Origin of the sequence: Streptomyces sp. MST-110588, from assembly GCF_022695595.1 — a bacterium.
Classification (GTDB): domain Bacteria; phylum Actinomycetota; class Actinomycetes; order Streptomycetales; family Streptomycetaceae; genus Streptomyces.
Genome location: NZ_CP074380.1, coordinates 5,876,365 through 5,901,477 on the forward strand (window position 1 = coordinate 5,876,365; position 25,113 = coordinate 5,901,477).

The following is a 25,113-nucleotide window of genomic DNA, read 5'->3' on the forward strand; positions in this document are numbered from 1 at the left end:
CAGGGCCGGATGCGGCAACGGAGACGACGGCGATGACAGAGCCGGTGCATCCGGCAAAACCGACGGTGGCAACAAAGGTGAGTGAGGAGACAGGCCCGGTGGTGTGGACGGGGGAGTGGGTCGCGCGGAGGCTCGGGGTCTCGCTGAGCGGCGGTGACGAACTGCCCGGGCTGCTGGGCCTGGCCCTGCGCCGCAATCCCAAGCGGGCCCATCTGCTCGTGTCGAACGTGCTCGGCAAGCATGTGCCGCAGCGCCCCGCCGTGGTGTACGGCGCGGGCCTCGACCTCGGCCGCCGGGTCGGGGAACTGCTCGGCGACGCGGACGCCGCACGCGCCGTGGTCCTGGGATACGCCGAGACCGCCACCGGCCTGGGCCACAGCGTGGCCGACGGCCTTGCGTCGGCGCCCTACCTGCACTCCACCCGGCGGCCCATCGACGGCGTGGAGCAGGCCGGCGGCTTCGAAGAGGAGCACAGCCACGCGACCTCGCACCTGCTGTTGCCGCAGGATCCGCACCTGCTGGCCGGGGACGGCCCCCTGGTCCTCGTCGACGACGAGTTCTCCACCGGACGCACGGTCTTGAACACCATCAAGGCGCTGCACGCCCGCTACCCGCGCGAGCGGTACGTGGTCGTCGCCCTGGTCGACATGCGGTCGCACGCCGACCGGGGCCGACTGGAGAAATTCGCGGCCGACCTCGGCGCGCGGGTCGATCTCATATCCCTGGCAGCCGGTGACGTACACCTGCCGCCGGATGTCCTGCAGCGGGGACAGGAACTGGTCGCCGCGCACACCGCACACCAGGACCCCGCCCACGGCCCGACCCCGGCCCCGGCCCGTTGCGCGACGGCGCGGCCGGACGCGGAATCCGTCCGGGCAACAGATGTCGTACGTGTCGGCCTCGGCTGGCCCGAAGGGGTGCCGGACGGCGGCCGGCACGGCTTCACCCCCGCGCACCGGCAGCGGCTGGAGGCCGCGCTGCCGGGCATGGCGGCCCGCCTCGCCGGGGAGCTGGAAGGTGCCCGCCGGATACTCGTGCTGGGCAGCGAAGAGCTGATGTACGCGCCGCTGAGGATCGCCGGGGAACTGGACGAGGCCGTCGGGGCGGAGGTGTTCTTCTCCACCACGACCCGCTCGCCCGTACTGGCCGTCGACGACCCCGGATACGCGATCCGCACCCGGCTCGCCTTCCCCGCGCACGACGCACCGGCCGACGGACCGGGCGAGCGGTACGCCTACAACGTCGCGGCCGGCCAGGACCCCGCGCGCCGCTTCGACGCGATCGTCACCGTGATCGACTCGCGGGGCGACACCGCACAACTGCACGCCGCCGACGGGCTGCTGCACCGTCTCGCCCCGCACACCGACCGATTGCTTCTGGCCGTCGTCCCCTCCTACACGCCACGACCCGCGCAGCCGCGCACATCCGCAGCCGAACCCGCGGCGGGCCGCACGTCCGAGCCCGCGCCGCACACCCCGCAACGACAGGTCTGATCCATGCCCCTCCCCGAGCCCCTGCGCGGCCCCGACTTCTCCTCCTACGCCCCCGACGAAGTCGGCTGGCTGCTCCAGGACCTGTCCGCGATCACCCTCGAAGCGCCCACGGAAGAGCGCGAAGAGGCGATACAGCGCGGCGGCGCCCACTACGCCGAGTCGCTGCCGGTCGAATACCAGCCGAGCGAGCAGTACCAGGCGCTGTTCCACAACGCGCTCAAGACGTCCGCCACCCGGATCGCGCGAGCCGTGGGAACGGTCACCGAGACCGTGCTCGCCGAACACCCCCGGCGCGCCCGCCACACCGGCACTCCGTCGCGCCCCGTGCTTGTCTCGCTGGCCCGCGCCGGCACCCCCGTCGGCGTCCTGATGCGCCGCTGGGCCCGGCACGCGCACGGCCTGGACCTGCCGCACTACGCCGTCTCCATCGTCCGCGGCCGGGGGATCGACACCACCGCGCTGCGCTGGCTGGCCGCCCATCACGACCCGGAAGACGTCGTCTTCGTCGACGGCTGGACGGGCAAGGGCGCCATCACCCGGGAACTGGCGCAGGCGCTGCGCGACGTCCCCCGCTTCGCCCCCAGGATCGCCGTACTGGCCGACCCAGGCCGCTGTGTGGAGACCTACGGCACCCGCGACGACTTCCTCATCCCCTCCGCCTGCCTCAACTCGACGGTGTCCGGGCTCATTTCGCGCACGGTGCTGCGTGCGGACCTGGTGGGCCCCGACGACTTCCACGGCGCGAAGTTCTACCGTGAGCTGGCGGAGGACGACGTGTCGCGGACCTTCCTGGACACGGTCTCGGCCCGCTTCGACGACGTCGCCGAGGACGTGGCCACCGACGCCAAGGAGCTGGCCGCGGCCGACCGCACCCCCACATGGGAGGGCTGGGCAGCCGTCGAGCGGATCAGCGAGGCGTACGGCATCCATGACGTCAACCTCGTCAAGCCGGGTGTCGGCGAGACCACGCGGGTACTGCTGCGCCGTGTTCCTTGGAAGATCCTCGCCCGGCGGGGCGCCGGAACCGACCTCGATCATGTGCGTCTCCTTGCTGAACAGCGTGGCGTGCCCGTCGAAGAGACCGACGAACTCCCCTACACCTGTGTCGGACTGATCCACCCCCGCTTCACCCGCGGGGCGACGGGTGCGGACGGCAAGGCGGTGACCGCCCCATGAGCACGGTCGTCGCCAGCGACCTGGACCGCACCCTGATCTATTCGGCCGCCGCACTGGGCCTGACCATGCCCGACGCCCGGGCGCCACGGCTGCTGTGTGTCGAGGTCTACGAGCACAAGCCGCTCTCCTACATGACGGAGACGGCCGCCGGGCTGCTGGACACCCTGGCGCGCGAGACCGTTTTCGTGCCGACCACCACCCGCACCCGTGAGCAGTACGGCCGTATCCATCTCCCGGGGCCGAGGCCGCGATTCGCGATCTGCGCGAACGGCGGCCACCTCCTCGTGGACGGGGAGCCGGACCGGGACTGGCGGCGGACGGTCACCGCACGGCTCACCGCGGAATGCGCCTCCCTGGAGGAGATCCGCGCGCATCTGCTGCGCACCGCCGACCCCGCGTGGCTGCTCAAGGAACGGGTCGCCGAGGACCTTTTCGCCTACCTCGTCGTCGACCGGGCCCTGTTGCCGGAGACCTGGGTGAAGGACCTGGCCGGCTGGGCGGAGGCCCGCGGCTGGACCGTGTCCCTCCAAGGACGCAAGATCTACGCCGTGCCGAAGCCGCTCACCAAGGGCGCGGCCGTCGCCGAAGTCGCGCGCCGCACCGGAACCGAGCAGGTTCTCACGGCCGGCGACTCCCTTCTGGACGCCGACCTGCTGCTGGCCGGAACCCAGGGCTGGCGCCCGGGACACGGCGAGCTGGCGGACTCGGGCTGGGACGCCCCCCACGTCACGGCACTGACCGAGCGGGGTGTCGCGGCGGGCGAGGAGATCCTGCGCGCGTTCATCCGCGCCGCCGCCTGCCCTGGCCGCGTCTGCTGATCCGTACGGCCAGGAAGGCCAGCACCGCCAGTGCGGCAGCCAGCAGAACAACCTTCGCATACACATCCACATAGCCGGTCACCTCCTTCCAGTTCTCGCCGAGCGCACGGCCGGCGAGAACGAAGACCGCATTCCAGATGGCACTGCCGAGCGTGGTCAGGACCACAAAGGCCGGTAACGGCATGCGCTCGATACCGGCCGGCACCGATATCAGGCTGCGGAAGACGGGAATCATCCGGCCGAGGAACACCGCCTTGTGTCCGTGCCGCCGGAACCAGCGCTCCGTCTTCTCGATGTCAAGGACACTGACCAGCGGCAGCCTGGCCGCGATCGCGACCGTGCGCTCCCGCCCGAGCAGCGCGCCCACGCCGTACAGGGCGAGTGCGCCGGTCACGGACCCGAGCGTCGTCCACGCGAGCGCGGACAGCAGATCCATCCGCCCCTGGCCCACCGCGAAGCCGGCCAGCGGCAGAATCAGCTCGCTGGGCAGCGGCGGGAAGAGGTTCTCGGCGGCGATCGCCAGGCCGGCGCCGGGCGCGCCGAGGGTGTCGATGAGGCTGATGAGCCAGCCCGTTCCGGTGTTCTCGATCATGCTTCAACGCTAAAAATTTCTCTCCGCGAGCACACTGCGGAAAACCGCACAGAACCTTGCGGTTTTCCGCAGTACAGCGCGATCACGCAGCCGCTAGCGTCTCGATCACGCGGGGGATGACACGGCGCGGGATGCGCCACATGTGGAGAGCGCTGGTCGGCGCGGGCTTGGTGACGATGGAGCTGCCGTTCGTCGCGCTGACCGGGCTCGCGATGCTTTGCGTATACCTCTGGCCGCGCGGGCGGCGGGCGGTGCTGCGGCCGGTGATGTCCGTCGCGCGGTGGCTGGTGGAGATCGAGCGCCGTCGCCTGCGACGCGGCGGAGCCGACTTCGCCTCCGAGTACGACGACGCACGCGCGCTCGGATATCTCGCCTCGCGCGCGGCATTGGGGCTGCTGGGCGTGCTCGTGCTGGTGTGTGTGACCGCCGGGGCGACGGTGGTGCTGTGGGCGTCGACGGCCTGGATGTTCGACGAGATCCGTCATCCGGTCGATGTCGCGGAGACCGGCTTCGGCGCGGCCCTGCTCCTGTTCATCAGTGTCCAGGGCATGTTCGGGGTGTCGACGATGGAAGCCCGGCTGGCCCGTCATTTCCTGGGCCCGAGTCACGCCAGGGAACTGGAGCGCCGCGTCGAGGAGTTGGCGTCCAGCCGCGCGGGGGTCGTGGCCGCGGTGAACGACGAGCGGCGCCGTATCGAAAGAGACCTGCACGACGGTGTGCAGCAGCGGCTGGTGGCCCTGGGCATACTGCTCGGCCGCGCCCTGCGAAGCAAGGACCAGGCACGCGCGACCGCGCTGCTGCAACAGGCCCATGAGGAAAGCCGGCGGGCACTGACCGAACTGCGCGAAGTGGCGTGGCGGGTCTATCCGACGGTGCTGGACGAGGCCGGTCTGCGTGCGGCGCTGGAGACGGTCGCCGAACGTTCCGCCATCCCCGTACGGCTCTGCTACCGCCTGAACCGCGATCCGGATACCGCGGTGGCCACCGTCGCCTACTTCGTGGTGTGCGAGGCGGTCACCAACGCCGTCAAGCACTCCGGCGCCGGGCTGATAACCGTCTGCGTCGACCGGAAGGAGAGCATCTTGTTCCTGCACATCGAGGACGACGGCACGGGCGGGGCCAATGCCTCCGGAAGCGGACTGTTCGGGCTGTCCCGCCGGGTCGCCGCCCTCGACGGCCGGCTCAGGGTCAGCAGCCCGGTCGGCGGGCCCACCACTGTCACCGCGGAGCTGCCGTGCGCGTAGTACTTGCCGACGATTCGACCCTGCTGAGAGAGGGACTGATGCGACTGCTGGCCGAGGAGGGGCATGAGGTGATGGCCGCGGTGGGCGACGCCGCCGAACTGATCACGGTGCTGGAGCACGCCGCCAAGGAAGGACGGAGGCCGGACGCGGTCGTTGTGGATGTGCGTATGCCGCCCACGCACACCGATGAGGGGCTGCGGGCGGCGATGGAGATACGGGAGCGCTGGCCCGGGGTCGGGGTGCTCGTGCTGTCGCAGTACGTCGAACGGCGTTATGCGACCGAGTTGCTGACCGACGACAGCAAGGGCGTCGGCTACCTCCTCAAGGACCGTGTGGTGCAGGTGGACGAGTTCCTGGACGCGCTGGAGCGGGTCGGTGCCGGGCAGGCGGCCTTCGACTCCGAAGTCGTACGCCAGTTGCTGACGCGCAGCAGACGCGCCGATCCACTGGGCACGCTCACCTCGCGTGAGCGGGACGTCCTCGCGCAGATGGCCCAGGGCCATACCAATGCCGCGATCGCGGGCCGGCTGCACATTTCACAGAGCGGGGTGGAGAAACACGCCAACGCGATTTTCGACAAGCTCCAACTGACAGGGGCCTCCGGATACTCCCGCAGAGTGCTGGCCGTTCTGCGGTACCTGGGGAGCTGAGGCGTCTGGAGTGTCTGAAGCGTTTGAGTTTCTGAGGCGCCTGGGGGTGATGATGCGTCGGAAAACGGCTGTGCGTGATCTGTGATCCGTGCGGTTCGTGCGACCTGTGCAAGGAGAGTTGCAGGGGCCTTCGGGGCGGGTTCGGCCGCGGACCAGCGGGAGCTGCGGGGCGCGTGCGGGGACAGGTGCGTTCGTTCGGCGGTGCGGGTGCTCGGTTACTCTCGCGGCGGGCCGTACGGCTTCTACCTGGGAATCTGAGGAGACGAAGTGACCGAGAGCAAGAGCACGCCGATCACCCCGGAACTTTACGACTACATGCTCGCGCACAATGCGCCGCTGGACGCGGTCCAGAGTGAACTCGTGGAGGTCACGCATCGGCGCTTCCCCGATGCGGCGGGAATGCAGTCGGCGCAGGAGCAGGCCCCGTTGCTCGCCTTCCTGGTGCGGTTGGTGGGCGCTCGGCATGTGGTCGAGGTCGGTACCTTCACCGGGTTCTCGGCTCTGGCCATGGCGCAGGCGCTGCCTGCCGACGGGAAGCTGATCGCCTGCGATGTGTCGGAGGAATGGACGGCGTACGGCCGCGAGGCGTGGGAGAAGGCGGGGGTCGCGGACCGTATCGACCTGCGGATCGCGCCCGCGCTGGACACCCTGAGGGCGATGCCGGCCACCCCGCACATCGACCTGGCGTATCTCGACGCGGACAAGTCCAACTATGTGGCGTACTGGGAGGAGCTGGTGCCGAGGGTGCGGGCCGGTGGGCTGATCGTTGCGGACAATGTGTTCTTCCACGGCCAGGTCGTCGATCCGTCGGCCACCGGATCCGCCGAGGCGATCCGCACATTCAATGATCACGTTATGGCGGACGAGCGGGTCGAGGCGGTCATGCTCACCGTTGCCGACGGGTTGACGGTGGCGCGCAGGCGCGGATGAGGCGGTAGCACCGGTCGACAGGGCACGGGCCGGCACGGGCTGCCACGGCATGGAGCAGGAAGAACGCGAACCGGGAGGAGCACGGACGGGAGGAGGGCGGGCAAGCGGTGGCGCGGCCGAGAAGCGGTCACGCCGGTGCGCGATGCACGGTGGGGACCCGTCTGTGTCGGCGGGGCTGCGCCGGTGGATCTGCTGCGGTGGGTCAGCCGCAGCAGCCGCCTCCGCAGCATCCGCCACCGCCACCGGTTCCCGCGCTACGGGCGGGGGCGGAGGCCGTGCCGCCGACGGCGACCGTGGACAGCAGCTTGACCGTGTCCGAATGGCCGTCGGGGCAGGTCGCCGGGGCGGAGGACTCAGCCATCGGCCGGTTGAGCTCGAAGGTGGACCCACAGGAGCGGCAGCGGTATTCGTAACGAGGCATGGGGACAGATTAGCCGTGCGGGATGTACGTCCGGGATGTACGTCAGCGTGTGACCGTACGTACAGCCGTGCACGGCCGTGTTCGTGGCCGTACGGGTGGATGTGCTCCCCGGCGTTCTCCGGCTTCTTCACCACTCCGCGAACGAGCCGTCCTCATGCCGCCACACGGGGTTGCGCCAGGCGTGGCCCCGCTCGCCCGCCGCCCGTACCGCTGCCTCGTCCACGTCCACTCCCAGTCCCGGGCGGTCGGTGCGCAGCAGTGAGCCGTCCTGGAAGCGGAAGGGCGCCGGGTCGATGACGTAGTCGAGCAGTTCGGCGCCCTTGTTGTAGTGGATGCCGATGGACTGTTCCTGGATGAGGAAGTTCGGTGTGGTGAAGGCGATCTGGAGGCTGGCGGCGAGGGCGATGGGGCCCAGGGGACAGTGCGGCGCGACATGGGCTCCGTACGTCTCCGCCAGCGCGGCGATTCTGCGCAGTTCGGAGATTCCGCCCGCATGGGAGACATCCGGCTGGAGTATCGCCACACCGGCCTGGAGCGGGGCCAGGAAATCGCGCCGGGTGAAGAGGCGCTCGCCGAGCGCGAGCGGGATGTTGGAGGCGTTCACCAGGCCGGGCAGTGCGTCCATGTGGTCGCAGAGCACCGGTTCCTCGACGAACATCGGAGCGTATTCGGCCAGCAGCGGCAGCAGGCGGCGGGCATTGGCCGGGGAGACCCGGCCGTGGAAGTCCAGCCCGAAGTCCCGGTGGTCACCCAGGACTTCGCGGGCGGTTTGTGCACGGGACAGACAGGACCGTATTTCCGATCGGGTGGCCAGCGGCGTCATCCGGCCGCAGCCGTTCATCTTGACCGCGGTGAAGCCCGCCTCGATCTGTGCGGTGAGCGCGTCGCGGATGTCCTGGGGGTCGTCGCCGCCGATCCATGCGTACGTACGGATCTTCTCCCGTACGGGGCCGCCGAGGAGCTGGTGGACGGGTACGCCGTACCGTTTGCCCTTGATGTCCCACAGGGCTTGGTCCAGACCGGCGACGGTGGAGGAGAGAACCGGCCCGCCGCGGTAGAAACCGCCCTTGGTCATCACCTGCCAGTGATCTTCTGTGCGCATCGCATCCTGGCCGAGGAGGTATTCGGCGAGTACCTCGACGGCCGCGCGGACCGGTTCGGCCCGGCCTTCGACGACCGGCTCGCCCCAGCCGACGAGCCCCTCGTCCGTCTCCACACGGACGAACATCCAGCGCGGCGGAACCAGAAACGTCTCGATACGACTTATACGACTGATCTTCACGAGCCGGCGCACCTCATCCCCTCGCTTCACGCCGCACCATCGCGGCCGATGCCGTCACGGCGATGCTGTCGCGTCCCGTGCCGTGACGTCCCGTGCCGCGATGCCCCGCGGAGTGATGTCCCGTGCCGTCATGGCCCGGAGCGGTTCGGCCATCACGTCCCGGCGCGTCCCGGCGCGGTTCGAGTCTCCCTACCGGGGCGGTGCGTGGGAACCCGTACGCGACCGGGGGCCGTGGTCGGCGGGCTGCTCGGAGTGCCGGGAGCGCCAGTACGGATTGTCGTGCGGCAGACCGGCGGTGACCCGCCCGTAGAGTCCGAAGGTCAGCAGCATCACGCCGACCGCGAAGCTGAAGAGGACGTTCTGGATGCGGAAGGCGAGGTAGTTGTGACCGGTGTCCAGGAGGGCGAGATTGGCGAATCCGCTCAGCAGGAAGACCAGGCCCAGCACGATGTTGAGCGTCGACGCGAAGTTCCCGCCGATCATCATGCCGACGAAGAGCACGAGGCCCACGACGATCGACAGGGTGCTGAGCGCGCCGTTGGTGTTGAGCCCGCCGACGGTGGCATCGCCCGTGTCGAAGAAGCCGATCTTGTCGATCAGGCCGAGGATGCCGAAGACCAGCAGGATCAGGCCGGTCAGCCCGGCACCGATGCGGTAGATCCTGCTGAGCCGGTGGTCCACGGGCAGATGTTCATCGAGCCGGGTGCGCCGGCGCGCGTGCCGCCCCCTGCCGTGTCGCGAGCCGGTGCCCTGTGGCGAAGCTGTGCCGTGTGGGGGGTCTGTGCCGTGTGGTGAGCGGAAGGGGTGAAAGGACCCGTGGAGGGTCTGGCCAGCAGCCATGTCCGGCCTCCTTCGCGCAGATGAGCCGCTGTGGTCAACCGTTGTGGATCAACCGTTGCAGACGGGCCGTCCGGGCCGTACCGCCGTACCTTTCGTACCTCTCTCCAGCATCCGCCTCGACGCCCCGTACCGCCAACGGGCCACAGCCACGGCACTCCACGCCCACCGCACCTCACGCCCCACGGCACCCCGTGGCATCCCAGGCGCCCCAGCAGCGCCCTGCATCTCGGCGGGCAGCACGTTCGAAGGCCGGCTCAGCCGCCCCCGGCGCCCCGCTCCTCCCGGATCTCCTGTACGACGCGCGTCGCCGTCTGCCGTACCGCTTCCGTCTCCATCAGGAAATGCCACCAGTCCGGATGCCGGCCCTCCAGGCCCGCGACCGCCCGGTCCAGCCGCGCCACCGCATCGTCCAGCGGACGAGCGTGCCGGGGATCGGGCGTACTGCGTCCAGCCATCGCCAACCGCTGGGCATCCCTGATCGCGAACCGCGTCCGTTCGATCTCTTTCTGCTGATCGAAGGACACTTCATCCAGCCGTCGCAGCCGGTCACCGGCCGCCGACACGGCTTCGTCCGTGGTGTTCAGCAGCGCCCGCACGGTCGCCAGCCGCGAGGTCGCGTCCGCCCACCGCTGTTCGTCCCGCGCCTGCTGCGCCTCCCGCAGCTTCACTTCCGCCTGCTGTACGGACCGGGCCGCCTGCTCCGGTACGTGCTGGAGGTCCTGCCAGCACGCCGCGCTGTAGCGCCGGCGCAGCTCGCTGAGCACCGGATCGACCTTGCCCGCCCGCGTCGTGATCGCCTGGGACCGGGTCCGCAGCGACACCAGCCGCTTGTCGATCTCCGCGGCCTTCTCCGGCAGCCGTTCCGCCTCGGTCCGTACGGATTCGGCCTGGCGCAGCACCTCGTCGGCGCGCCGGATCGTCTCCTGTACGCCGTGTACGCCCGCGCCCTGGTTGAGCTTGGTCAGCTCCGGCGCGAGCGTCGCCAGCCGGGCCGTGAGATCGTCGGCCTTCAGGCCCCGCGCACGGACCGCGTCCAGCGTGTTGCTCGCCGCCAGCAGGGCCTGCCGCGCCCGCTCCACCGCCGGCGCCAGCCGTGCCAACTGCGACTCGGCGGTCTGCAGCAGGGGCTCCAGGCTCTGCGCGAACCGGTCCAGCTCCCTCTTGACCTGATCCAGTTCGTCCTTGGCCCGCGTCAGGTCCGCGCGAGCCCGCGAGGCGGCGCCCCCGTCGAGATCGTCGCGGTCCAGGTCATGGGAGTCCACCGCGCTGATGTAGCCCTGGCTGACCTCGTCGATCCGCTGCCCGAAGCCCTCGTAGTCCGCCGCGGCCTTCCGCGCCGCGGGCGAATTGTCCACGGCGGTGATCGTTTCTATCGTGATCCGCAGATCGCGCTGCGCCGTGTCCAGCTCGTAGAACGCCGCCGCCGCGGCATCCTTGGCGGCCTGGGCGTCGGCCCGCTGGCTCTCGCCCCGCCCGAACCAGCGCCGCGTACCACCCCCGCGAACGCCGCGGGGACCACTGCCACCGCCGCCGCCAGCAACGGCAGGGGCAACAGCATCAGCGTCACCACATCGCGGACCGGCCCGCTCGCCGCCGGCCTCCTGCCCCGCCGGACCGCCTCCCCACGGACACGACGGCTTGCCCGCTGCTCGTACGGCTGCGTGTGTGTCGCCGTCACATCCCTCTCCCGATCGGATCGCCCCAGGCCGGCTGCCCGGCTGTCATTCTCCCACCCCACACGAACGAACACACCGGCCGGTAAGTTCACGCTTCGCCCACGGGTTTGCAGATCAGCCCGGGTGGCAAGGTAGTCTGTCGGTTCGAAGGGGGCGCATAGCTCAGCGGTAGAGCGCTGCTCTTACAAAGCAGATGTCGGCGGTTCAAATCCGTCTGTGCCCACCAGTGAAAAGACCCCTGGCCGATCACGGCCAGGGGTCTTTTGGCATCTGCCGCGGCGACTGGGCCGGCATCAGCGGCTACGCTCCGCGACGGCGGTGCCCCGGGCCGATGGGTTCATCGGGCGGAGGTGAGGAGTTCGGCGGGTACGTTGCCCTGGGCGACGTGGGCCGAGAGGGCGGTGAGTTTTTGCCGGCGGGAGCGGGCGTAGGTGCGTAGCCGGGTGAAGGCTTCGTCCACGTCGATGTCCAGCCGGGCCGAGAGCACGCCCTTGGCCTGCTCGATCACCACGCGGCTGACCAGGGCGGTCTTCAACTGGCTCAGGACCTTGTTCTTGTCGGCCAGCTCCTGCTGGTGGGACAGCGCGGCGCTGACGGCGTCGGCCAGGGCCTGAACCAGGTGGAGGTCGCGGGTGTTGGCGTACGGCGGGCCGGCCATCAGCAGGTTGAGTGCGCCCAGGGACGGTCGCGGCAGGCGCAGGGTCACCGAGGCCACCGCCATGATCCCGGCGCGGCGGGCGCGAGGTGCGAAGCGGGGCCACCGGGCCGTACCCGGCGGGCCGGTGAGCGAGGTCAGCGGCAGGGGCCGCTGGGTGCGGGCGGCGTCCAGGCAGGGGCCCTCGCCGAGGTCGATCTGGTCGTTCTCCAGTCTGCGGCACGCTTCCTCGGAGGCGGCGACGTGAATGACCCGGCCGTCGCAGTTCATGACGGTGACCCCGGCCCAGTGCACCGGCAGCAGGGCGACCACCTCCGTGGTCAGGTCGTGCAGCAACTCCAGCGGCTCTGAGTCCGTGGGGTGGTTGGCGAGGCGGAGGATCGTCCGGGCGATCCGTACTTCGCGGTCGGTCGTGGACATGCTGAGCCTGCCGATCGGCCGGCTCGCGTCTCCTCGGCGACGGCGCGGTCGGAGCTGCGCCGGGGTGGGAGGGGGTCGGCGTCATGTGTCATGTCGTGCACGCGCCGAGAGGGAATGTCCCTTCCAGCCTTGCCTGGCCTTCCCTGGTTTTTCTTGTCTGCCTTCATTCGGCTTGTCGCCGGCGACCCGGCCGTACGTCGGGATCTCGCGGTACGTCGGGTCGGATACCCGGCGCCCGGCTCGTCAAACGGGGACGGACAGGGCCCGCCAGCGGATTTCTCCCTAAGCGGCCGGAGCGGGGCCGAAAATCGGCGGGTCGGCATGATCGGGGCCCTCGGATTTCATGGGACCGGCTTGTCGCTCGCCGTGCGGTAATGCCCTTTCGGCGGGCCGTGGAGTGTGAAGAATCGTATCGTCGCGGTATGCGAGACGAGAGATTCGAGGAGCGGTTGAGTGCGGAGGAGATGGAGTTGTTTTTTCAGTACCTCCATCGGTTCTGCCGACATGATCTGGATCTGTTCGCGCTGCTGGAAGCGGGGGATCCGCAGTACCCCGCCTATGTGACCTTCTCCAGGGACCCGATGACGGGGGTCGATCCGGACGCGTACCGGCGGCCTTGAGGTGGTGGGGCGGGCCGAGCGCCACAGCGGTCGAGCGGCGGAAGCGGCGAGCTGCGGGAAGGGGGAGTGAGCGGCGAGGGTTGTTTAACTTTCAATCTGTGTGTATGGTCGGTCGAAGTAGTGACTTGAAAGTTCAAGTACTTTGGTTCCGGGTAGTCCGGTGGCCCGGTGGCCCGGTGGCCCCGTAGTTCGGTAGTCCGGCTGTTTCGGCCGGTGGATGGAAGGGCGCTCGTATGACGTCTCCCCTTGGCACACTCGGCGCGCCCGCGCGGTCCGCCTCGTCCCCGTACGGCTATGGCGCGGGCCTGCTCCTGTTGCGGCTCGCGATCGGGCTGACCATGGCCGTGCACGGCGCGCAGAAGCTGTTCGGCTGGTTCGGCGGGGGCGGGCTGGAGGGGACCGGGCAGTTCTTCACGGCGAGCGGATACCCGTCCGGCAAGGCGATGGCGGTCGTGGCCGGGCTCAGCGAGACCCTGGGCGGGCTCGGGCTCGCGGTGGGTCTGCTCACCCCGCTCGCCGGGGCGGCGATCGTCGGAACGATGATCAACGCGCTCGCGGTGAAGTGGGGCGGCGGCTTCTTCTCCCCCAAAGGGGTGGAGTACGAGCTGCTGCTCACGGCGGTCGCGGCCTCGATCACGCTGGCCGGCCCCGGCCCGTACGCCCTGGACCGGTTCGTGCCGGGGCTGCGTACGCACAAGCTCACTTACGGGGTTGCGGCCCTGGTGCTCGCCATACTGGCGGCCGGTGTGATTCTGCTGATCCGGAAATGACGGGGCAGGGGAAGAGTGAGCGGCAGGAAATGAGGAGTTGGGGAGTGGTGTGGTGAGCGTGCGTCGGCTGAATCACGCGGTGCTTTATGTACGTGACGTGGCCCGGTCCGTGGCGTTCTATACGGAGGTCTTCGGGTTTTCCGTGGACAAGGAAATCCCCGGGCGGGCTGCGTTTCTCCGTGCCGAGGGATCGCAGAACGACCACGATCTCGGACTGTTCGCCGTGGGGATGGACGCGCCGGCTCCGGAAAAGGGGCGGGTGGGGCTCTACCACCTGGCGTGGGAGGTCGGCACGCTGGGGGAGCTGGCCGAGGCCGCCGCCGATCTCGCCGGACGCGGTTCCCTGGTCGGTGCCAGCGACCACATCGTGTCCAAGTCGCTGTACGCCAAGGACCCGGACGGCAACGAGTTCGAGGTCATGTGGCGTGTGCCGCGCGAGGACTGGCCGGGCGCCGGGGAACGGGAGCTGGTGCGTCCACTGGACCTGAACGAGGAACTCAAGCGGTGGGGGCCGGACAGGGTGACGGGGGCCGCCGCGGGGTCGGCCACCTGACGGGGGCGCGCGGCGGCCCACCCGGCGGGAGTGCCGGAGGGGCCGCCGCGGCCGAGCGGTGCGCTCAGGTCTCCTGCGGGGCCTGTGCCGTACGGGACGCCCAGCGCTTTTCGACGCCGGCCAGGCGCCAGTACGCGAGGGCCGCGGCCCAGACCACCACGAACAGGCCCACGATGACGAAGCCGACGTTGTCCAGGTTCAGGGACGATATCCAGCCCGTGAGGCCGTCGCTGAGCCCGAGTTTCTCGTGCAGGACGGACACCAGCTCGATGGTGCCGATGAAGAACGCGACGGCGATCGACAGCCCGGTGATGGTGAGGTTGTAGTAGACCTTGCGTACCGGGTTCGAGAAGGCCCATTGGTACGCGAAATTCATGAACGTACCGTCCAGGGTGTCGAACAGGCTCATGCCGGCGGCGAAAAGGAGCGGCAGGCAGAGAATCGCGTACCAGGGGAGGCCGGCGGCGGCACCGCTGCCCGCCATCACCATCAGCGTCACCTCGGTTGCGGTGTCGAAGCCGAGCCCGAAGAGAAAACCGAGCGGAAACATCTGGCCGGGCCGGGTGATGGAACGCGTGAAACGGCCCAGAACGCGGTTCATGAAGCCACGGGAATCGAGGTGCTCCTCCAGTTCCCGCTCGTTGTAGCGGCCCTCGCGCATGGCCCGGAAGACTCGCCAGATGCCCGCCAGCGCCACGAGGTTGAGGGCGGCGATGAGGTAGAGGAAGGTACCGGAGACGGTGGTGCCGACGGTGCCGAGGATTTGGTGCGTACGGGACTCGTCGTCCATCAGGACACCGGCGAGCTGCGCGCCGCCCGCCACCAGTGCCGCCATTGCGACCACGACGCTGGAATGCCCCAGCGCGAACCAGAAGCCGACCGAAACGGGCCGCTTTCCGTCAGCCATCAGTTTGCGGGTGGTGTTGTCGATGGCGGCGATGTGGTCGGCGTCGAAGGCGTGCCGCATGCCGAGGGTGTACGCGGTGATGCCCAGTCCCACCCCGAACACCTTGTTTCCCACCGTGTAATGGTGGGGGGCGACCAGCAGGAACAGCACGCCGAAGGCGACGACGTGCAGACCGGCTATCACGGCTATCAGGCCCGCGGTCCGTACGGTGTCCTGACGCCGCCAGCGGAATGCGGGGAGTTCGGGCGCGGCGGAGGAAGAAGAGGAGGAGGGGGAAGGGGTAGGAGAAGGGGAAGGGGCAGGGGAAGCCGGGGGAATGGGGGGAGTTGGGGACGGGGACATCCGGTGGTCACGCTCCAGCACCTCGTGGATCAATTCGTGAGATGCCGTGGCCGGTCTCCTGGCTTACGGGTGTCCGCGCCCGGCCCGGCCTTCCCGGCCGCGGGCTGCGGTCAGTGGCCCCGTACGCGCGCACGATGCGCATGACACCTCGTGACACGTACGGAAGGGTCGGGAACTGCCCGATCACAGTGGCGAGGGCCGCTCCGGACTGGGACCTCTAGGTCCGTCACCGGTCTTCCCGAACACCACGGCCCGGACACTCTAACGTCCGGCCAGGTCATCCGGTCACCGAGCCGCTGTGAGCCACTTCGGGACGGGTGGGAACCGGGCGGCGGGTTCGTTCGACTACCTGGTCCGGGTTCGCAGCGGTGAGCCCGTGATCGGTCGAATTCCAGGGAGTACGGATGCGCCTTCGCGCGAAGTGCGGCGTCGCGGTGACGATGACGGTTGCGGTCGTGGCGACACTGGCCGCCGGCTGCGGCGGCGGAAGCAGCGGCGGCAGCGGTGACAGCGGAAGCGGAAGCGGAAGCGGTGATGGCGGTACGGCCGGCTTCCCGGTGTCGGTGACCGATTGCGAGGGCCGTAGAACGACGTTCTCCCGACCGCCGGCGAAAATCGTGACCAGCAATGCCTCTGCCTTGGACATGCTGCTCCGGCTCGGTGCCGGGGACCGGATCGTCGGCACCGGATTCCCGCCCGGGAAAGGCACGTTGCCCGGTGAACTGGACGCACGGGCGCAGAAGGTTCCGGTCCTGGGCAAGGCGGTGATCCCGAAAGAGAAGCTGCTCGGTTCGGGGGCCGATCTCTACGTCGACACCTTTGCGTCGATGGGCAACATGGGCGCGGCGGGGGACCTGCCGTCCGAGGCGGAATTCTCGGCGGCCGGCATCAAGCACGTCTTCCTCGCCTCGACCGCCTGTGCACCGAAGAAGAACGCACCGCAGCGGGATCTGTCCGGGGTCGAGGGCGACATCCGGCGGCTCGGCGCGATCACCGGGACGTCGCGGCGCGCGCTGGAACTCGTACGGGGAATGGAGAAGAAGGTGGCGGCGGTGCGGAAGGCCGTGGCCGGTGTTCCGGAGGCGAGGCGGCCCACGTACTTCTTCTTCGATTTCGACGCGGGGACGAAACAGCCCATCGCGGTGTGCAACCGGCAGGTTGCCAACGCGGTGATGACGCAGGCCGGCGCCCGCAATGTCTTCGCCGACTGCGCGGGCGACTTCAAGCCGGTTTCCTGGGAGGACATCGTCAAGAAGGACCCGGACTGGATCCAGCTCGGTGTCCGTCGCCGTGGCGACCCGGCGGCCGACCGGAAAGCCTTCGCGCAGGCCGAGGAATTCCTCAGGGAATTCCCGGGGACGGCGGGGCTGCGCGCGGTGAAGGAAGGGAGATTCCTGCGGATCGGGTCGGAGGAGACCACCATCGCGGGCGTCGGGAACGCGGACACGGTGGAGAAGATCGCGCGGACGCTGTATCCGGGACAGATGGGTCAGGTGGGGGAGAAGGGACAGACAGGGGAGAAGGGGCCGTCGGGGGAGAAGGGGCAGGCCGGGTGAGGCTCCGTACGGGGCGTATGCCTCAAGACGCGCGTACGCGGCGTACGGTGCGCATATCGCGCACAGGGCCTACGGGGCGTACGGGACGTACAGGGCGTGGTGTCAGGGCCGGATGGCTCGCCGCCGGGCTGGGCATCGCGCTGCTGGTCGCGCTGACCGCCGCCGTCTCCTTCGGCTCCACCGACATCGCGCCCGGTCAGGTGTGGTCGGTGGTCTTCCGCAGGCTGTCCGGCGAGGCACCGCGGCCCGGCACGGACGACCTGATCGTCTGGCAGTTGAGGGTGCCCAGGGCGCTGCTGGCGGCGTTCGTCGGGGCAGGGCTCGGACTGATCGGTACGGCGGCCCAGGCGCTGGTGCGCAATCCGCTCGCGGACCCGTACCTGCTGGGCATTTCCAACGGCGCGTCGCTCGGCGCGGTGGCCGCGATCGTCCTGGGAACGGGACTGGGGACGGGACTGGGAGCCGGGGCGGGCGCGGACGCGGGCGCGGGATCAGGATCGGGCGCGGGCGCCGGGGGTGTGACTTCGGGGCTGAGCCTGTCCCTGGCGGCCTTCGCCGGTGCATTGGCCGCCTTCGCGCTCGTCTGGCTGCTCGCCCGTAGGGGTGGTGGTTTCTCGCCGCTGCGGCTGGTGCTGGCAGGCGTGGGCATCGGACAGTTCCTGTCCGGTTTCACCAGCTACCTGGTGTTGCAGGCGGGGGACGAGCAGCAGACGCGCGGCGTCCTGTTCTGGCTCATGGGCAGCCTCAGCGGCGCGACCTGGAGCGCGCTGGCCCTGCCGGTCGTCGCGGTCCTGGCGGGCCTGCTGTTCCTCCAGTCGCGGGCCCGCGCGCTGAACGCCATGACCATGGGCGACGAGACGGCGGCGAGCGTGGGCGTCGACGTCGTACGGCTGCGCAGGCTGCTGTTCGTGGTGACGAGTCTGCTCACCGGCGTCCTGGTGTCGGTGTCCGGGGCGATCGCCTTCGTCGGGCTGATGGTGCCGCACCTGTGCCGCCTGGTCGTCGGGGGCGATCATCGCAGGATGCTGCCGCTGGCGGCGCTGACCGGCGCGCTGCTGCTGGTCGTGGTGGACATCGTGTGCCGTACGGCGATGAGTGACCAGGAACTGCCGGTGGGGGTGGTGACCGCGCTGATCGGCGCGCCGGTGCTGCTGCTGGTCCTCGACCGGCGTCTGGACAGCGGCAGATGAGCGGGGAGCGGGGAAGGGAGAGGAAGGAGCGGAGAAGGGTGAGCGGGGAGCGAAGAAGGGGGAGCGGGAGCGGGGAGCGCCAGGTGAACAGCGGTGAGGAGAACGGCGGCAGTGGTGGGGACGGCGGGTGCGCAGTGACGGGGATGCGTATCGACATCGACGATCTCCGGGTGTCGTACTCCGGACGGTGCGTGGTGGCCGGCGTACGGATGATGGCCGCACCCGGCGAGATCGCGGGCGTGGTCGGTCCCAACGGGAGTGGCAAGTCCACGGTCCTGCGTACGGTGTACCGGCACCTGGCCCCCGACGCCGGACGGGTGCTGCTGGCCGGTGAGGACGTACGGGCGATGCCCTCGGCGCGGGCCGCCCGGCACATCGCGGCCCTCCCGCAGGAGCGCGGCGGCGACTTCGAACTCACCGTCCATGAGGTCGTGGCGATGGGGCGCACCCCGTACAAGAGGGCCTTCGCGGGCGAGGACGAAACGGACCGTGACGTGGTGTCCCGGGCGTTGGCCGATGTGGGACTGGCGGGCCAGGGCGGGCGCCGGTTCTCCGCGCTCTCGGGCGGGGAACGGCAGCGGGCGCTGCTCGGCCGGGCCTTCGCACAGCAGCCGGACGTGCTGGTACTGGACGAGCCGACCAACCACCTGGACGTACGGCACCAGGTGGAGCTGCTGGCCCTGCTGCGCGCGCAGGGCCGTACGACGCTGGTCTCGCTGCACGATCTGAACGCGGCGGCGTCCGTCTGCGACCGGCTGCACGTGATGCACGAAGGAGCGGTGGTGGCGTCCGGGGCACCGCGCGAGGTGCTCACGCCCGAGCTGCTGGCGGAGGTCTTCGGCGTACGGGCCGCGGTGGTCGACCATCCGCTGACGGGCGACCCGCTGATCGCGTTCGACCACCGACGGCCGGCGGATGCGGACGGGTGCCGGCTTTAGCGTCTCCCGGCTTTAGCGTCTCCCGGCTTCACGGCGTGGTCGGCTCTTGAGTGGATCAAGTGGCCGGCTCTTGAGTGGATCAACTCGTGACGCGGCGAGGAGCTGCATGGAGTGAAGGCACTTCAACCACTCAGGGAGAATGAGGGCATGGACTGAATGGGGACGAGGCTGTGCTGCGTCCGGTGGCCGATGGCGATGCTGAGGTTCTCGAAAGGGGCGTAGGAGAACCGGAAGTCGCGGTGATGCGAGACGATCCAGCAGCAAGAGAGCGCCGGTGTCCGGTCAGTGTGAGGGGCGGCAGCGGCGTACATAGTAGGCATAGGTCAGTGCCAGTACCAGAGGGCCCCACAACATGCCCGGGGTGATACAGACCTTCGCCAGGATCTCCCACCAGATGTTGGAGAAGCCGACTCCGTCGAAGCCGGGGACGTGGAGCCAGTGCAGCAGCGTGGGCGCCCAGAAGGCCGTCGCGCCCAGGCCGCCGAGCGCGGCGGGGACGATAGCCGCGAAGGGCGGAATGCGCTTCCCCCGATGACCGGCAGCCAGCGGGGCGCCGCCTCGCCCCAGCCTCGCACCAGGCCGAAGGAGAGCAGCGCCAATGCCTCTGAGACGACGCTGAGCCCGAACACGTAGGGGATGGCCCACCACACCCACTCGGCCCGTCAGTCTTAACGATCTCCGGTGAATGGCTGACCGCCCCGCCCCGCACCGGCCGGATGCACGACCAGGCTGCGGTCCGCACCGAGGGCATCGCCGGGCGACTGCGGTTGCCGCGGTTGCATCCGGACGTGGAGGCAGGGTGTGGCGCTTCGGTGGTTTGTCGCTTTGTGGCTGTCGTCATGCCGGCAGACGCGGAGTAGTTTCCGCAGTGGGCCTGGGGCCGAAAGGGCGGCCCGGCCCACGGGAGAGATCATGCGCCTCCACAACCCTCTTCTCCAGAACCTGGCCGTCAAGACCCGGCTGAGCCCAGGCGTGCTGGAAGAGTCCGTCGCCGCCCTGCGCGAGTGCGAGGAGGCCGTCACGGTCTGCGCGGCGGCGATGCTCACCGAGGGAGAGCCGGAGCAGATGCGGGAGGCGGTCTCCCGCGACGTGGACTGCGCCGATGTCCTGACCGCCACCCGCCGGGTGCTGGCCCGGGCCGGCGGCGGCGACGTCGGCGTACTGGCCGCTCAGTTGAACGCCTGCGCGGTGGCCTGCGAGCGCAGCAACGAACTCTGCTCCCAGCACGCGGACCACCTCGAACACTGCCGTGTCTGCGCGGAGGCGACCGGCAAGGCCGCCGAGGCGTGCCGCCGCATCATGGCGGGGGTGACGTCCGCCTGAGCGGACGTTCCCGGCGGACGCGGACGCGGACGCGGAGGCGAAGGCGGGCGCGGAGGCGGAGGCATGCCGACTCGTCACGACTCGTAGTGGCTCGGCCGTCCGTCCCGGTGGACGAGGCGGCCGGCCGCGTCGGCGTCCGCGCGTCGCATCAGCCGTACGCTGCCGTCCGGGCGCCGCAGCACACATGAGTGCCACGGCGTCATCCAGGCGTCCGGCGCGTCCAGCAGCCTGATGCCGAACTTGGCCGCGCCGCGCGGCTGCGGGTGGATGGACAGGCGTACGGCGTCCGGGTGGTGCTCGGCGATCAGGGCTCCCCAGGCGCGGCTGCGCTGGATGACCGCGTAGGCGCGGGTACGGCAGTGGCGCTGGAGGGCCGAGCGGGTGCCGGCGAAGCCGGTGGTGTCCTCGACGAGGAAGCGGGTGATGCCCCGGTACAGGCGCAGGACCTCCTGGGGGTCGGGTTCGTGCGGGTCGGGTTCGTGTGCGTTTGGAGAACCGTGCGCGTCCGCTGGTTCCGCTGTTCCTGGTGGCTGCGTGGTTCGCGTATCGGCTCGTGTACTGGCCTGCGTACCGGCCCGCGTACCGGCGCGTCCTGCTGTACGCGTTGCCGCACGCAGGGCGTCCAGGGGCGGGGCGTAACGTTCGTGCACCAGCGTGCGCTTGGCTTCACAGGACAGATCACCGTATACGTCGCGCAGGTCGAACGTGCGGAGGCGGGACAGGCCGGCGGCACGGATCATGGCGCGCAAGGCGTCGTTGTACGCGTCGACGCGCGGGTCCGGGACGCCGATAAGGTCGCTGAACAGGTGCCCGTCGGAGCAGATGACCAGGTGCGCGCCCGGTTCGTACAGCGTGCCGACCTCGGAGCACAGGCGGTCCAGGAAGCGCAGCGCCAGGCGTTCGCCCTCGTCCGGGAGGGCGCCCAGGACTTTTGCCGGGTTGGGTGACTTGCAGGGAAAGCCGGGGAGGGTGAAGCGGATCGGACGGCGGTCGGCTATCAGCGCCGTCAACTGCCTTAGCTGGTACGGGAAGTCGTCGACCGTGGCCGGATCGTGCTCCAGTGTGCGGCGGTAGGGGAGGAGCGTGGCGAGTACCGCTCTCGCTGTTTCCGTGGCGCTCTGGGCGTGGGCTTGGGCGTGGGCCTGGGCATGGGCCCGGGGGTGGGAGCGCATGCGGATGTCGTGGGTCATCGCGCGTCTCCCGCGGACATGGGACAGGCCGGGCCCGGGACCGGGGGTTCGTACGTGGTGGGAGCGGCGGCCGGGGCGGAGAAGGTGACGGGAAGCCGGCCGACCCCGCGGGCCAGTACCGCGGGCAGCCAGTGGAGTTCGCCGTCGGGCACGGCCAGGCGCAGCCCAGGGAGCCGGCGGATCAGGGTGCCGAGGGCTGTCCGGAGCTCTGTACGGGCCAGGGCGGCGCCGGGACAGAAATGGATGCCGTGGCCGAAGGCGAGATGCGGGTTGGGGGTGCGGTGAAAGTCGAGCGTGTCGGGGGCGGCGAAACGTTTCGGGTCGCGATTGGCCGCGCAGAGCGAGACGATCACGGAGTCGCCGGCGGGCACCCGGGTCCCGTACAGATCGGCGTCCTCGGCGAAGAATCGCCAGGTGGTCAGCTCGAAGGCACTGTCGTACCGCAGAAGTTCCTCCACCGCCCCGGGGAGGAGGGCCGGGTTGGCGCGCAGCGCCGCCAACTGTGCGGGGTGGCGCAGCAGGGCGATGAGGGCGGTGGTGATCTGGTTGGTGACCGGCTCCTGCCCCGCGACCAGGAGCTGGAAGATCATCGAGTCGCGCTCCGCCGCGTCGAGCCGTCCCTCGTCGCACGCGGCAACCAGGCGGGTGAGCAGGTCGTCATCGCCGCATGTGCGGTGCGAGTAGTACATGTCGCGTTTGTACTGTACGAGATCGGCGATGTACTGCTGGAGGGCGCGCAGCCTCTTCTCGTACGCCGGTCTTCCCGGGTCCGTCGGCCCCACCGGCTGGACCACCTTCCCCCAGTCCCGGTCGAAGCGGCGCGCGAACTGCGGCGGCAGGCCGATGACCTCGGCGAGTACGAGGAAGGGGAAGCGGGCGGCGAACGCTTCCACCAGGTCCACGACCAGGTCCACGGCGATACCTGGAGCAGCGGTACCTGGAGCAGCGGCACCGACGGACGTGGACAGCGCGTCCACGAGTGAGTCGGCGATCTCCTGGAAGCGGGGGCGGAGCGCGTGTACACGCCGAGGAGCGAAGGCGTCGGTGATCAGGCGGCGCATGGTGGTGTGACGGGGCGGGTCCTGGTGCAGGAGGTGGACCTGGAGCTGTGAGTGCTGCGGTTCGGGCATGATCGAGGCGCGGGCGCGCCAGGCGGCGTTGCCACGGGAGTGGTGTTTGCCCAGCCGCGGGTCGTTGAGCGCCTGATGGGCGGCCTCGTAACCGGTCACGAGCCAGGCGTGCACACCACTGGGGAACTCGACGCGGTGGACCGGACCGCGGGCGCGCAACTCGCTGTAGAGGGGGTAGGGGTCGCGCTTGTAGTCCTCCCCGTAGAGAGGGACAGGGGAAGGATCGGGGCGCAGGGACATGGAGGTGTGCCTCAACTGGTCGGTTCGAGCGGTGGAAGGGGAGCCGGAGCCCCGCCCGGGCGCGTCAGAGGGAGATCTCGGGGCGGTAGTGGTCCAGCCACAGGGACAGATCGACGACGCGCTCCAGGCGCAGCCGGTGTCCCCACTGGAGGCGCTCCGGGGCGATGTCCAGGCACGGCTTGAGTACCGTCTCGTCGACCAGGTCGCCGATCCGGTGGTGACCGGCCGCGAGAGCCTCGCGGGCCAGATCCTGGAGACCGCGGTTGTAGTCGGGGTGGTGGGTGGCCGGGTAGTGGTTCTTGGGCCGGTGGAGTACGGAGTACGGGGCCAGCCGGGCTCCCGCGGCACGCAGCAGGCTCTTCTCGCGCCCGTCGAAGTCCTGGACGCCGACGGGTGCGTTGAAGACGTACTCGACCAGGTGGTGGTCGCAGTACGGCACCCGTACCTCCAGCCCCCGCGCCATGCTCAGCCGGTCCTTGCGGTGCAGGAGCTGGCGCAGCCAGCGCGTCAGTGAGAGGTGCTGCAGCTCGCGACGCCGGTGCTGTGCGGGCGTCTCGCCCTCCAGGTGGGGCACGGCCGCGAGCGCCGAACGGTAGGTGTCGGCCTGGAACTCACCGATGCGCAGGGTGTCCGCGAGCGCCGGGTGCAGTGGCATCGCGGCCTCGTCCTCGGTGACCAGCAGCCAGGGGAAGGTGTCCGCGGCCAGCGCCGCCGGATTGCGGAACCAGGGGTAGCCGCCGAAGACCTCGTCGGCCGCCTCGCCGGACAGTGCCACGGTGGAGTGCCGGGCCATCTCCCCGAAGAGCAGGTAGAGGGAGGTGTCCATGTCACCCACGCCGATGGGCGAGTCGCGTGCCACCACGACCGCCTGGCGGTGCCCGGGGTCCAGCAGGGTGTGGGGATCGAGCACGACGAGCCGGTGGTCGGTGCCGATGAAGCGGCCCGCCTCGGCGGCGTACGGGGTGTCGTGTCCGGTGCGCAGCACATCGCCGGTGAACCGTTCCGCCTGGTCTCTGTAGTCGACCGCGTACGAGCGCAGGCGCGCGTTGGGGCCCTCCCGTACGCGGAGCTCGTCGGCGAGCAGCGCGGTCAGGACGGTGGAATCCAGGCCGCCGGAGAGCAGGGCACACACGGGGACGTCCGCTTCCAACTGCGCGCGGGCGGCACGCTCCAGACGGGAGCGGACTCCTGCGACGGTCTGCGCGACGACATCGTGGAGGCCGTCACCGATGCCGGTACCGGCGGCGTGGGCGTTGATGTGAGCGCCGTCGCCGGCTTCGGCGTCGGCATGGGGCCGGGCCTCCAACTGCCAGTAGAGGCGCTCCGTCAGCCCGTTCCGGTCGAACACGGCCGTACCGCCCGGCCGCACCTCCCGTATGCCGGACCACAGGGTCGCGCCGGTGCCGAAGACCAGGCCGTACGCCTCGCGCAGCCCGTGGGCGTCCACGCGCGGGCGGCAGGCGGGGTGGGCGAAGAGGGCCTTGGGCTCGGAACCGAAGACCAGACCGCCGCCGGGGACCTCGGCGAAGAACAGCGGCTTGACGCCGAGGCGGTCACGGACCAGGAGAAGCCGCTGGTCGCGGGCGTCCCAGAGGCCGAAGGCGTACATCCCCTCCAGGTGCTCGGTCAGCGCGTCACCCCACTCCTGGTAGGCGCGCAGGACGACTTCGGTGTCGCTGCGGGTGGTGAAGTGATGGCCGCGATGGCGCAGTTCGGCACGCAGCGCGTGGTGGTTGTAGATCTCGCCGCTGTAGGTGAGGACGTGGCGGGTCGTGCGGGGGTGCGCGTTGTCGGCCGCGGTCATGGGCTGCCTACCGCCGTCGGGATCGATGACGGCGAGCCGTCGGTGGCCGATCACCGCGAACGGTCCGCACCAGATGCCCGAGGCATCGGGGCCGCGGCGGGTGAGGGCGGCGGTCATCTCCTCGATGACATGGGGGTGCGCTCGGGGATCTTCGTGGTACGAGATCCAGCCGGTGATGCCGCACACGGCTACTGCTCCTTCGCGGTCGGAGAGATGAGATGAGGCAAGCGGAAGAGAGAGGGAGGGATAGAGGAAAGGGGCGTCGCTTGATTGGTCGGGCGGTGCGGCGGATGAGTTCCCGGCGGATGACACCGAATTCCGCTGTATACGGGGCGGGTTGCTCGGTGACGGTG

At 70.1% G+C, this 25,113-nt stretch carries 20 protein-coding genes, 1 tRNA gene, 2 pseudogenes and 1 riboswitch; of the genes and pseudogenes, 13 read left to right on the forward strand and 10 right to left on the reverse strand.

The window, feature by feature from the left end:
- Positions 1-98 precede the first annotated feature (98 nt).
- Positions 99-2,669, forward strand: a pseudogene (locus KGS77_RS25700) (phosphoribosyltransferase).
- Complete coding sequence (locus KGS77_RS25705; protein ID WP_242585410.1) at positions 2,666-3,487, forward strand: HAD family hydrolase; 822 nt, start codon at positions 2,666-2,668, stop codon at positions 3,485-3,487. The pseudogene KGS77_RS25700 and the gene KGS77_RS25705 overlap by 4 nt, the downstream one beginning before the upstream one ends.
- Here the strand turns inward: KGS77_RS25705 and KGS77_RS25710 are convergent.
- Positions 3,450-4,079: a DedA family protein gene (locus tag KGS77_RS25710; RefSeq protein ID WP_242585412.1), complete on the reverse strand. Its 630-nt coding sequence runs from the start codon at positions 4,077-4,079 to the stop codon at positions 3,450-3,452. The genes KGS77_RS25705 and KGS77_RS25710 overlap by 38 nt on opposite strands.
- Before the next feature lie 116 nt (positions 4,080-4,195).
- Between KGS77_RS25710 and KGS77_RS25715 the strand changes: the two genes are divergently transcribed.
- The 3 genes from KGS77_RS25715 to KGS77_RS25725 all read left to right on the forward strand — a co-directional run bounded on the left by KGS77_RS25715 (position 4,196) and on the right by KGS77_RS25725 (position 6,903).
- Complete coding sequence (locus tag KGS77_RS25715) at positions 4,196-5,323, forward strand: histidine kinase (RefSeq protein ID WP_242585414.1); 1,128 nt, start codon at positions 4,196-4,198, stop codon at positions 5,321-5,323.
- Positions 5,314-5,973, forward strand: a complete 660-nt coding sequence (locus KGS77_RS25720) for a response regulator transcription factor (RefSeq protein WP_242585416.1) — start codon at positions 5,314-5,316, stop codon at positions 5,971-5,973. The genes KGS77_RS25715 and KGS77_RS25720 overlap by 10 nt, the downstream gene beginning before the upstream one ends.
- Positions 5,974-6,240: 267 nt before the next feature.
- On the forward strand, positions 6,241-6,903 hold the full coding sequence (locus KGS77_RS25725; protein WP_242585418.1) for a class I SAM-dependent methyltransferase: 663 nt from the start codon (positions 6,241-6,243) through the stop codon (positions 6,901-6,903).
- Between the two features lie 202 nt (positions 6,904-7,105).
- Here the strand turns inward: KGS77_RS25725 and KGS77_RS25730 are convergent, their stop codons facing one another.
- The 4 genes and pseudogenes from KGS77_RS25730 to KGS77_RS25745 form a co-directional block, all read right to left on the reverse strand.
- Positions 7,106-7,324 carry a zinc ribbon domain-containing protein gene (locus KGS77_RS25730; protein WP_242585420.1) on the reverse strand — a complete coding sequence of 73 codons (219 nt, stop codon included), beginning with the start codon at positions 7,322-7,324 and terminating at the stop codon, positions 7,106-7,108.
- A gap of 127 nt (positions 7,325-7,451) precedes the next feature.
- Positions 7,452-8,606: a galactonate dehydratase gene (dgoD, locus tag KGS77_RS25735; RefSeq protein WP_277994267.1), complete on the reverse strand. Its 1,155-nt coding sequence runs from the start codon at positions 8,604-8,606 to the stop codon at positions 7,452-7,454.
- 189 nt (positions 8,607-8,795) lie between these two features.
- Complete coding sequence (locus tag KGS77_RS25740; RefSeq protein WP_242585421.1) at positions 8,796-9,446, reverse strand: DUF4383 domain-containing protein; 651 nt, start codon at positions 9,444-9,446, stop codon at positions 8,796-8,798.
- A gap of 254 nt (positions 9,447-9,700) precedes the next feature.
- A pseudogene (locus KGS77_RS25745) lies at positions 9,701-11,004 on the reverse strand (hypothetical protein).
- Positions 11,005-11,273: 269 nt separating this feature from the next.
- On the opposite strand from KGS77_RS25745, the gene KGS77_RS25750 reads away from it, so the two are divergent.
- Positions 11,274-11,348, forward strand: a tRNA-Val gene (locus tag KGS77_RS25750).
- 111 nt (positions 11,349-11,459) lie between these two features.
- Here KGS77_RS25750 and KGS77_RS25755 read toward each other — a convergent pair.
- Entirely contained in the window at positions 11,460-12,197 is a 738-nt protein-coding gene (locus KGS77_RS25755) for a GAF and ANTAR domain-containing protein (RefSeq protein ID WP_242585423.1), read from the reverse strand.
- Between the two features lie 422 nt (positions 12,198-12,619).
- Between KGS77_RS25755 and KGS77_RS25760 the strand changes: the two genes are divergently transcribed.
- The 3 genes from KGS77_RS25760 to KGS77_RS25770 all read left to right on the forward strand — a co-directional run bounded on the left by KGS77_RS25760 (position 12,620) and on the right by KGS77_RS25770 (position 14,140).
- Positions 12,620-12,817, forward strand: coding sequence for a hypothetical protein (locus KGS77_RS25760; protein ID WP_242585425.1), 198 nt, complete (start codon positions 12,620-12,622; stop codon positions 12,815-12,817).
- A gap of 233 nt (positions 12,818-13,050) precedes the next feature.
- On the forward strand, positions 13,051-13,587 hold the full coding sequence (locus KGS77_RS25765; RefSeq protein WP_242585426.1) for a DoxX family protein: 537 nt from the start codon (positions 13,051-13,053) through the stop codon (positions 13,585-13,587).
- A gap of 52 nt (positions 13,588-13,639) precedes the next feature.
- The gene (locus KGS77_RS25770; protein ID WP_242585428.1) at positions 13,640-14,140 is read left to right on the forward strand and encodes a VOC family protein; all 501 of its coding nucleotides are present in this window, start codon (positions 13,640-13,642) and stop codon (positions 14,138-14,140) included.
- A gap of 64 nt (positions 14,141-14,204) precedes the next feature.
- On the opposite strand, the gene KGS77_RS25775 is transcribed toward KGS77_RS25770, so the two are convergent.
- Positions 14,205-15,422: a HoxN/HupN/NixA family nickel/cobalt transporter gene (locus tag KGS77_RS25775; protein ID WP_242585430.1), complete on the reverse strand. Its 1,218-nt coding sequence runs from the start codon at positions 15,420-15,422 to the stop codon at positions 14,205-14,207.
- Positions 15,420-15,654, reverse strand: a riboswitch (cobalamin riboswitch). Its footprint overlaps the gene before it by 3 nt.
- 175 nt (positions 15,655-15,829) lie before the next feature.
- Between KGS77_RS25775 and KGS77_RS25780 the strand changes: the two genes are divergently transcribed.
- From KGS77_RS25780 to KGS77_RS25800, 4 genes are all read left to right on the forward strand, one after another.
- Complete coding sequence (locus KGS77_RS25780) at positions 15,830-16,945, forward strand: ABC transporter substrate-binding protein (protein WP_242587683.1); 1,116 nt, start codon at positions 15,830-15,832, stop codon at positions 16,943-16,945.
- A 53-nt stretch (positions 16,946-16,998) separates the two neighbouring features.
- Complete coding sequence (locus KGS77_RS25785; protein ID WP_242587684.1) at positions 16,999-18,135, forward strand: iron ABC transporter permease; 1,137 nt, start codon at positions 16,999-17,001, stop codon at positions 18,133-18,135.
- Positions 18,136-18,278: 143 nt separating this feature from the next.
- Positions 18,279-19,073 (forward strand): ABC transporter ATP-binding protein, encoded by a 795-nt coding sequence (locus KGS77_RS25790; protein WP_242587685.1) that lies wholly within the window; start codon positions 18,279-18,281, stop codon positions 19,071-19,073.
- 912 nt (positions 19,074-19,985) lie between these two features.
- On the forward strand, positions 19,986-20,396 hold the full coding sequence (locus KGS77_RS25800; protein WP_242585432.1) for a hypothetical protein: 411 nt from the start codon (positions 19,986-19,988) through the stop codon (positions 20,394-20,396).
- Between the two features lie 74 nt (positions 20,397-20,470).
- Here KGS77_RS25800 and KGS77_RS25805 read toward each other — a convergent pair whose 3' ends face one another.
- The 3 genes from KGS77_RS25805 to asnB form a co-directional block, all read right to left on the reverse strand.
- Positions 20,471-21,586: an isocyanide synthase family protein gene (locus tag KGS77_RS25805; protein WP_242585434.1), complete on the reverse strand. Its 1,116-nt coding sequence runs from the start codon at positions 21,584-21,586 to the stop codon at positions 20,471-20,473.
- On the reverse strand, positions 21,583-22,956 hold the full coding sequence (locus tag KGS77_RS25810; RefSeq protein WP_242585436.1) for a cytochrome P450: 1,374 nt from the start codon (positions 22,954-22,956) through the stop codon (positions 21,583-21,585). The genes KGS77_RS25805 and KGS77_RS25810 overlap by 4 nt, the downstream gene beginning before the upstream one ends.
- A gap of 64 nt (positions 22,957-23,020) precedes the next feature.
- Positions 23,021-24,946 carry an asparagine synthase (glutamine-hydrolyzing) gene (gene asnB, locus KGS77_RS25815; RefSeq protein ID WP_242585438.1) on the reverse strand — a complete coding sequence of 642 codons (1,926 nt, stop codon included), beginning with the start codon at positions 24,944-24,946 and terminating at the stop codon, positions 23,021-23,023.
- Positions 24,947-25,113: the final 167 nt, after the last annotated feature.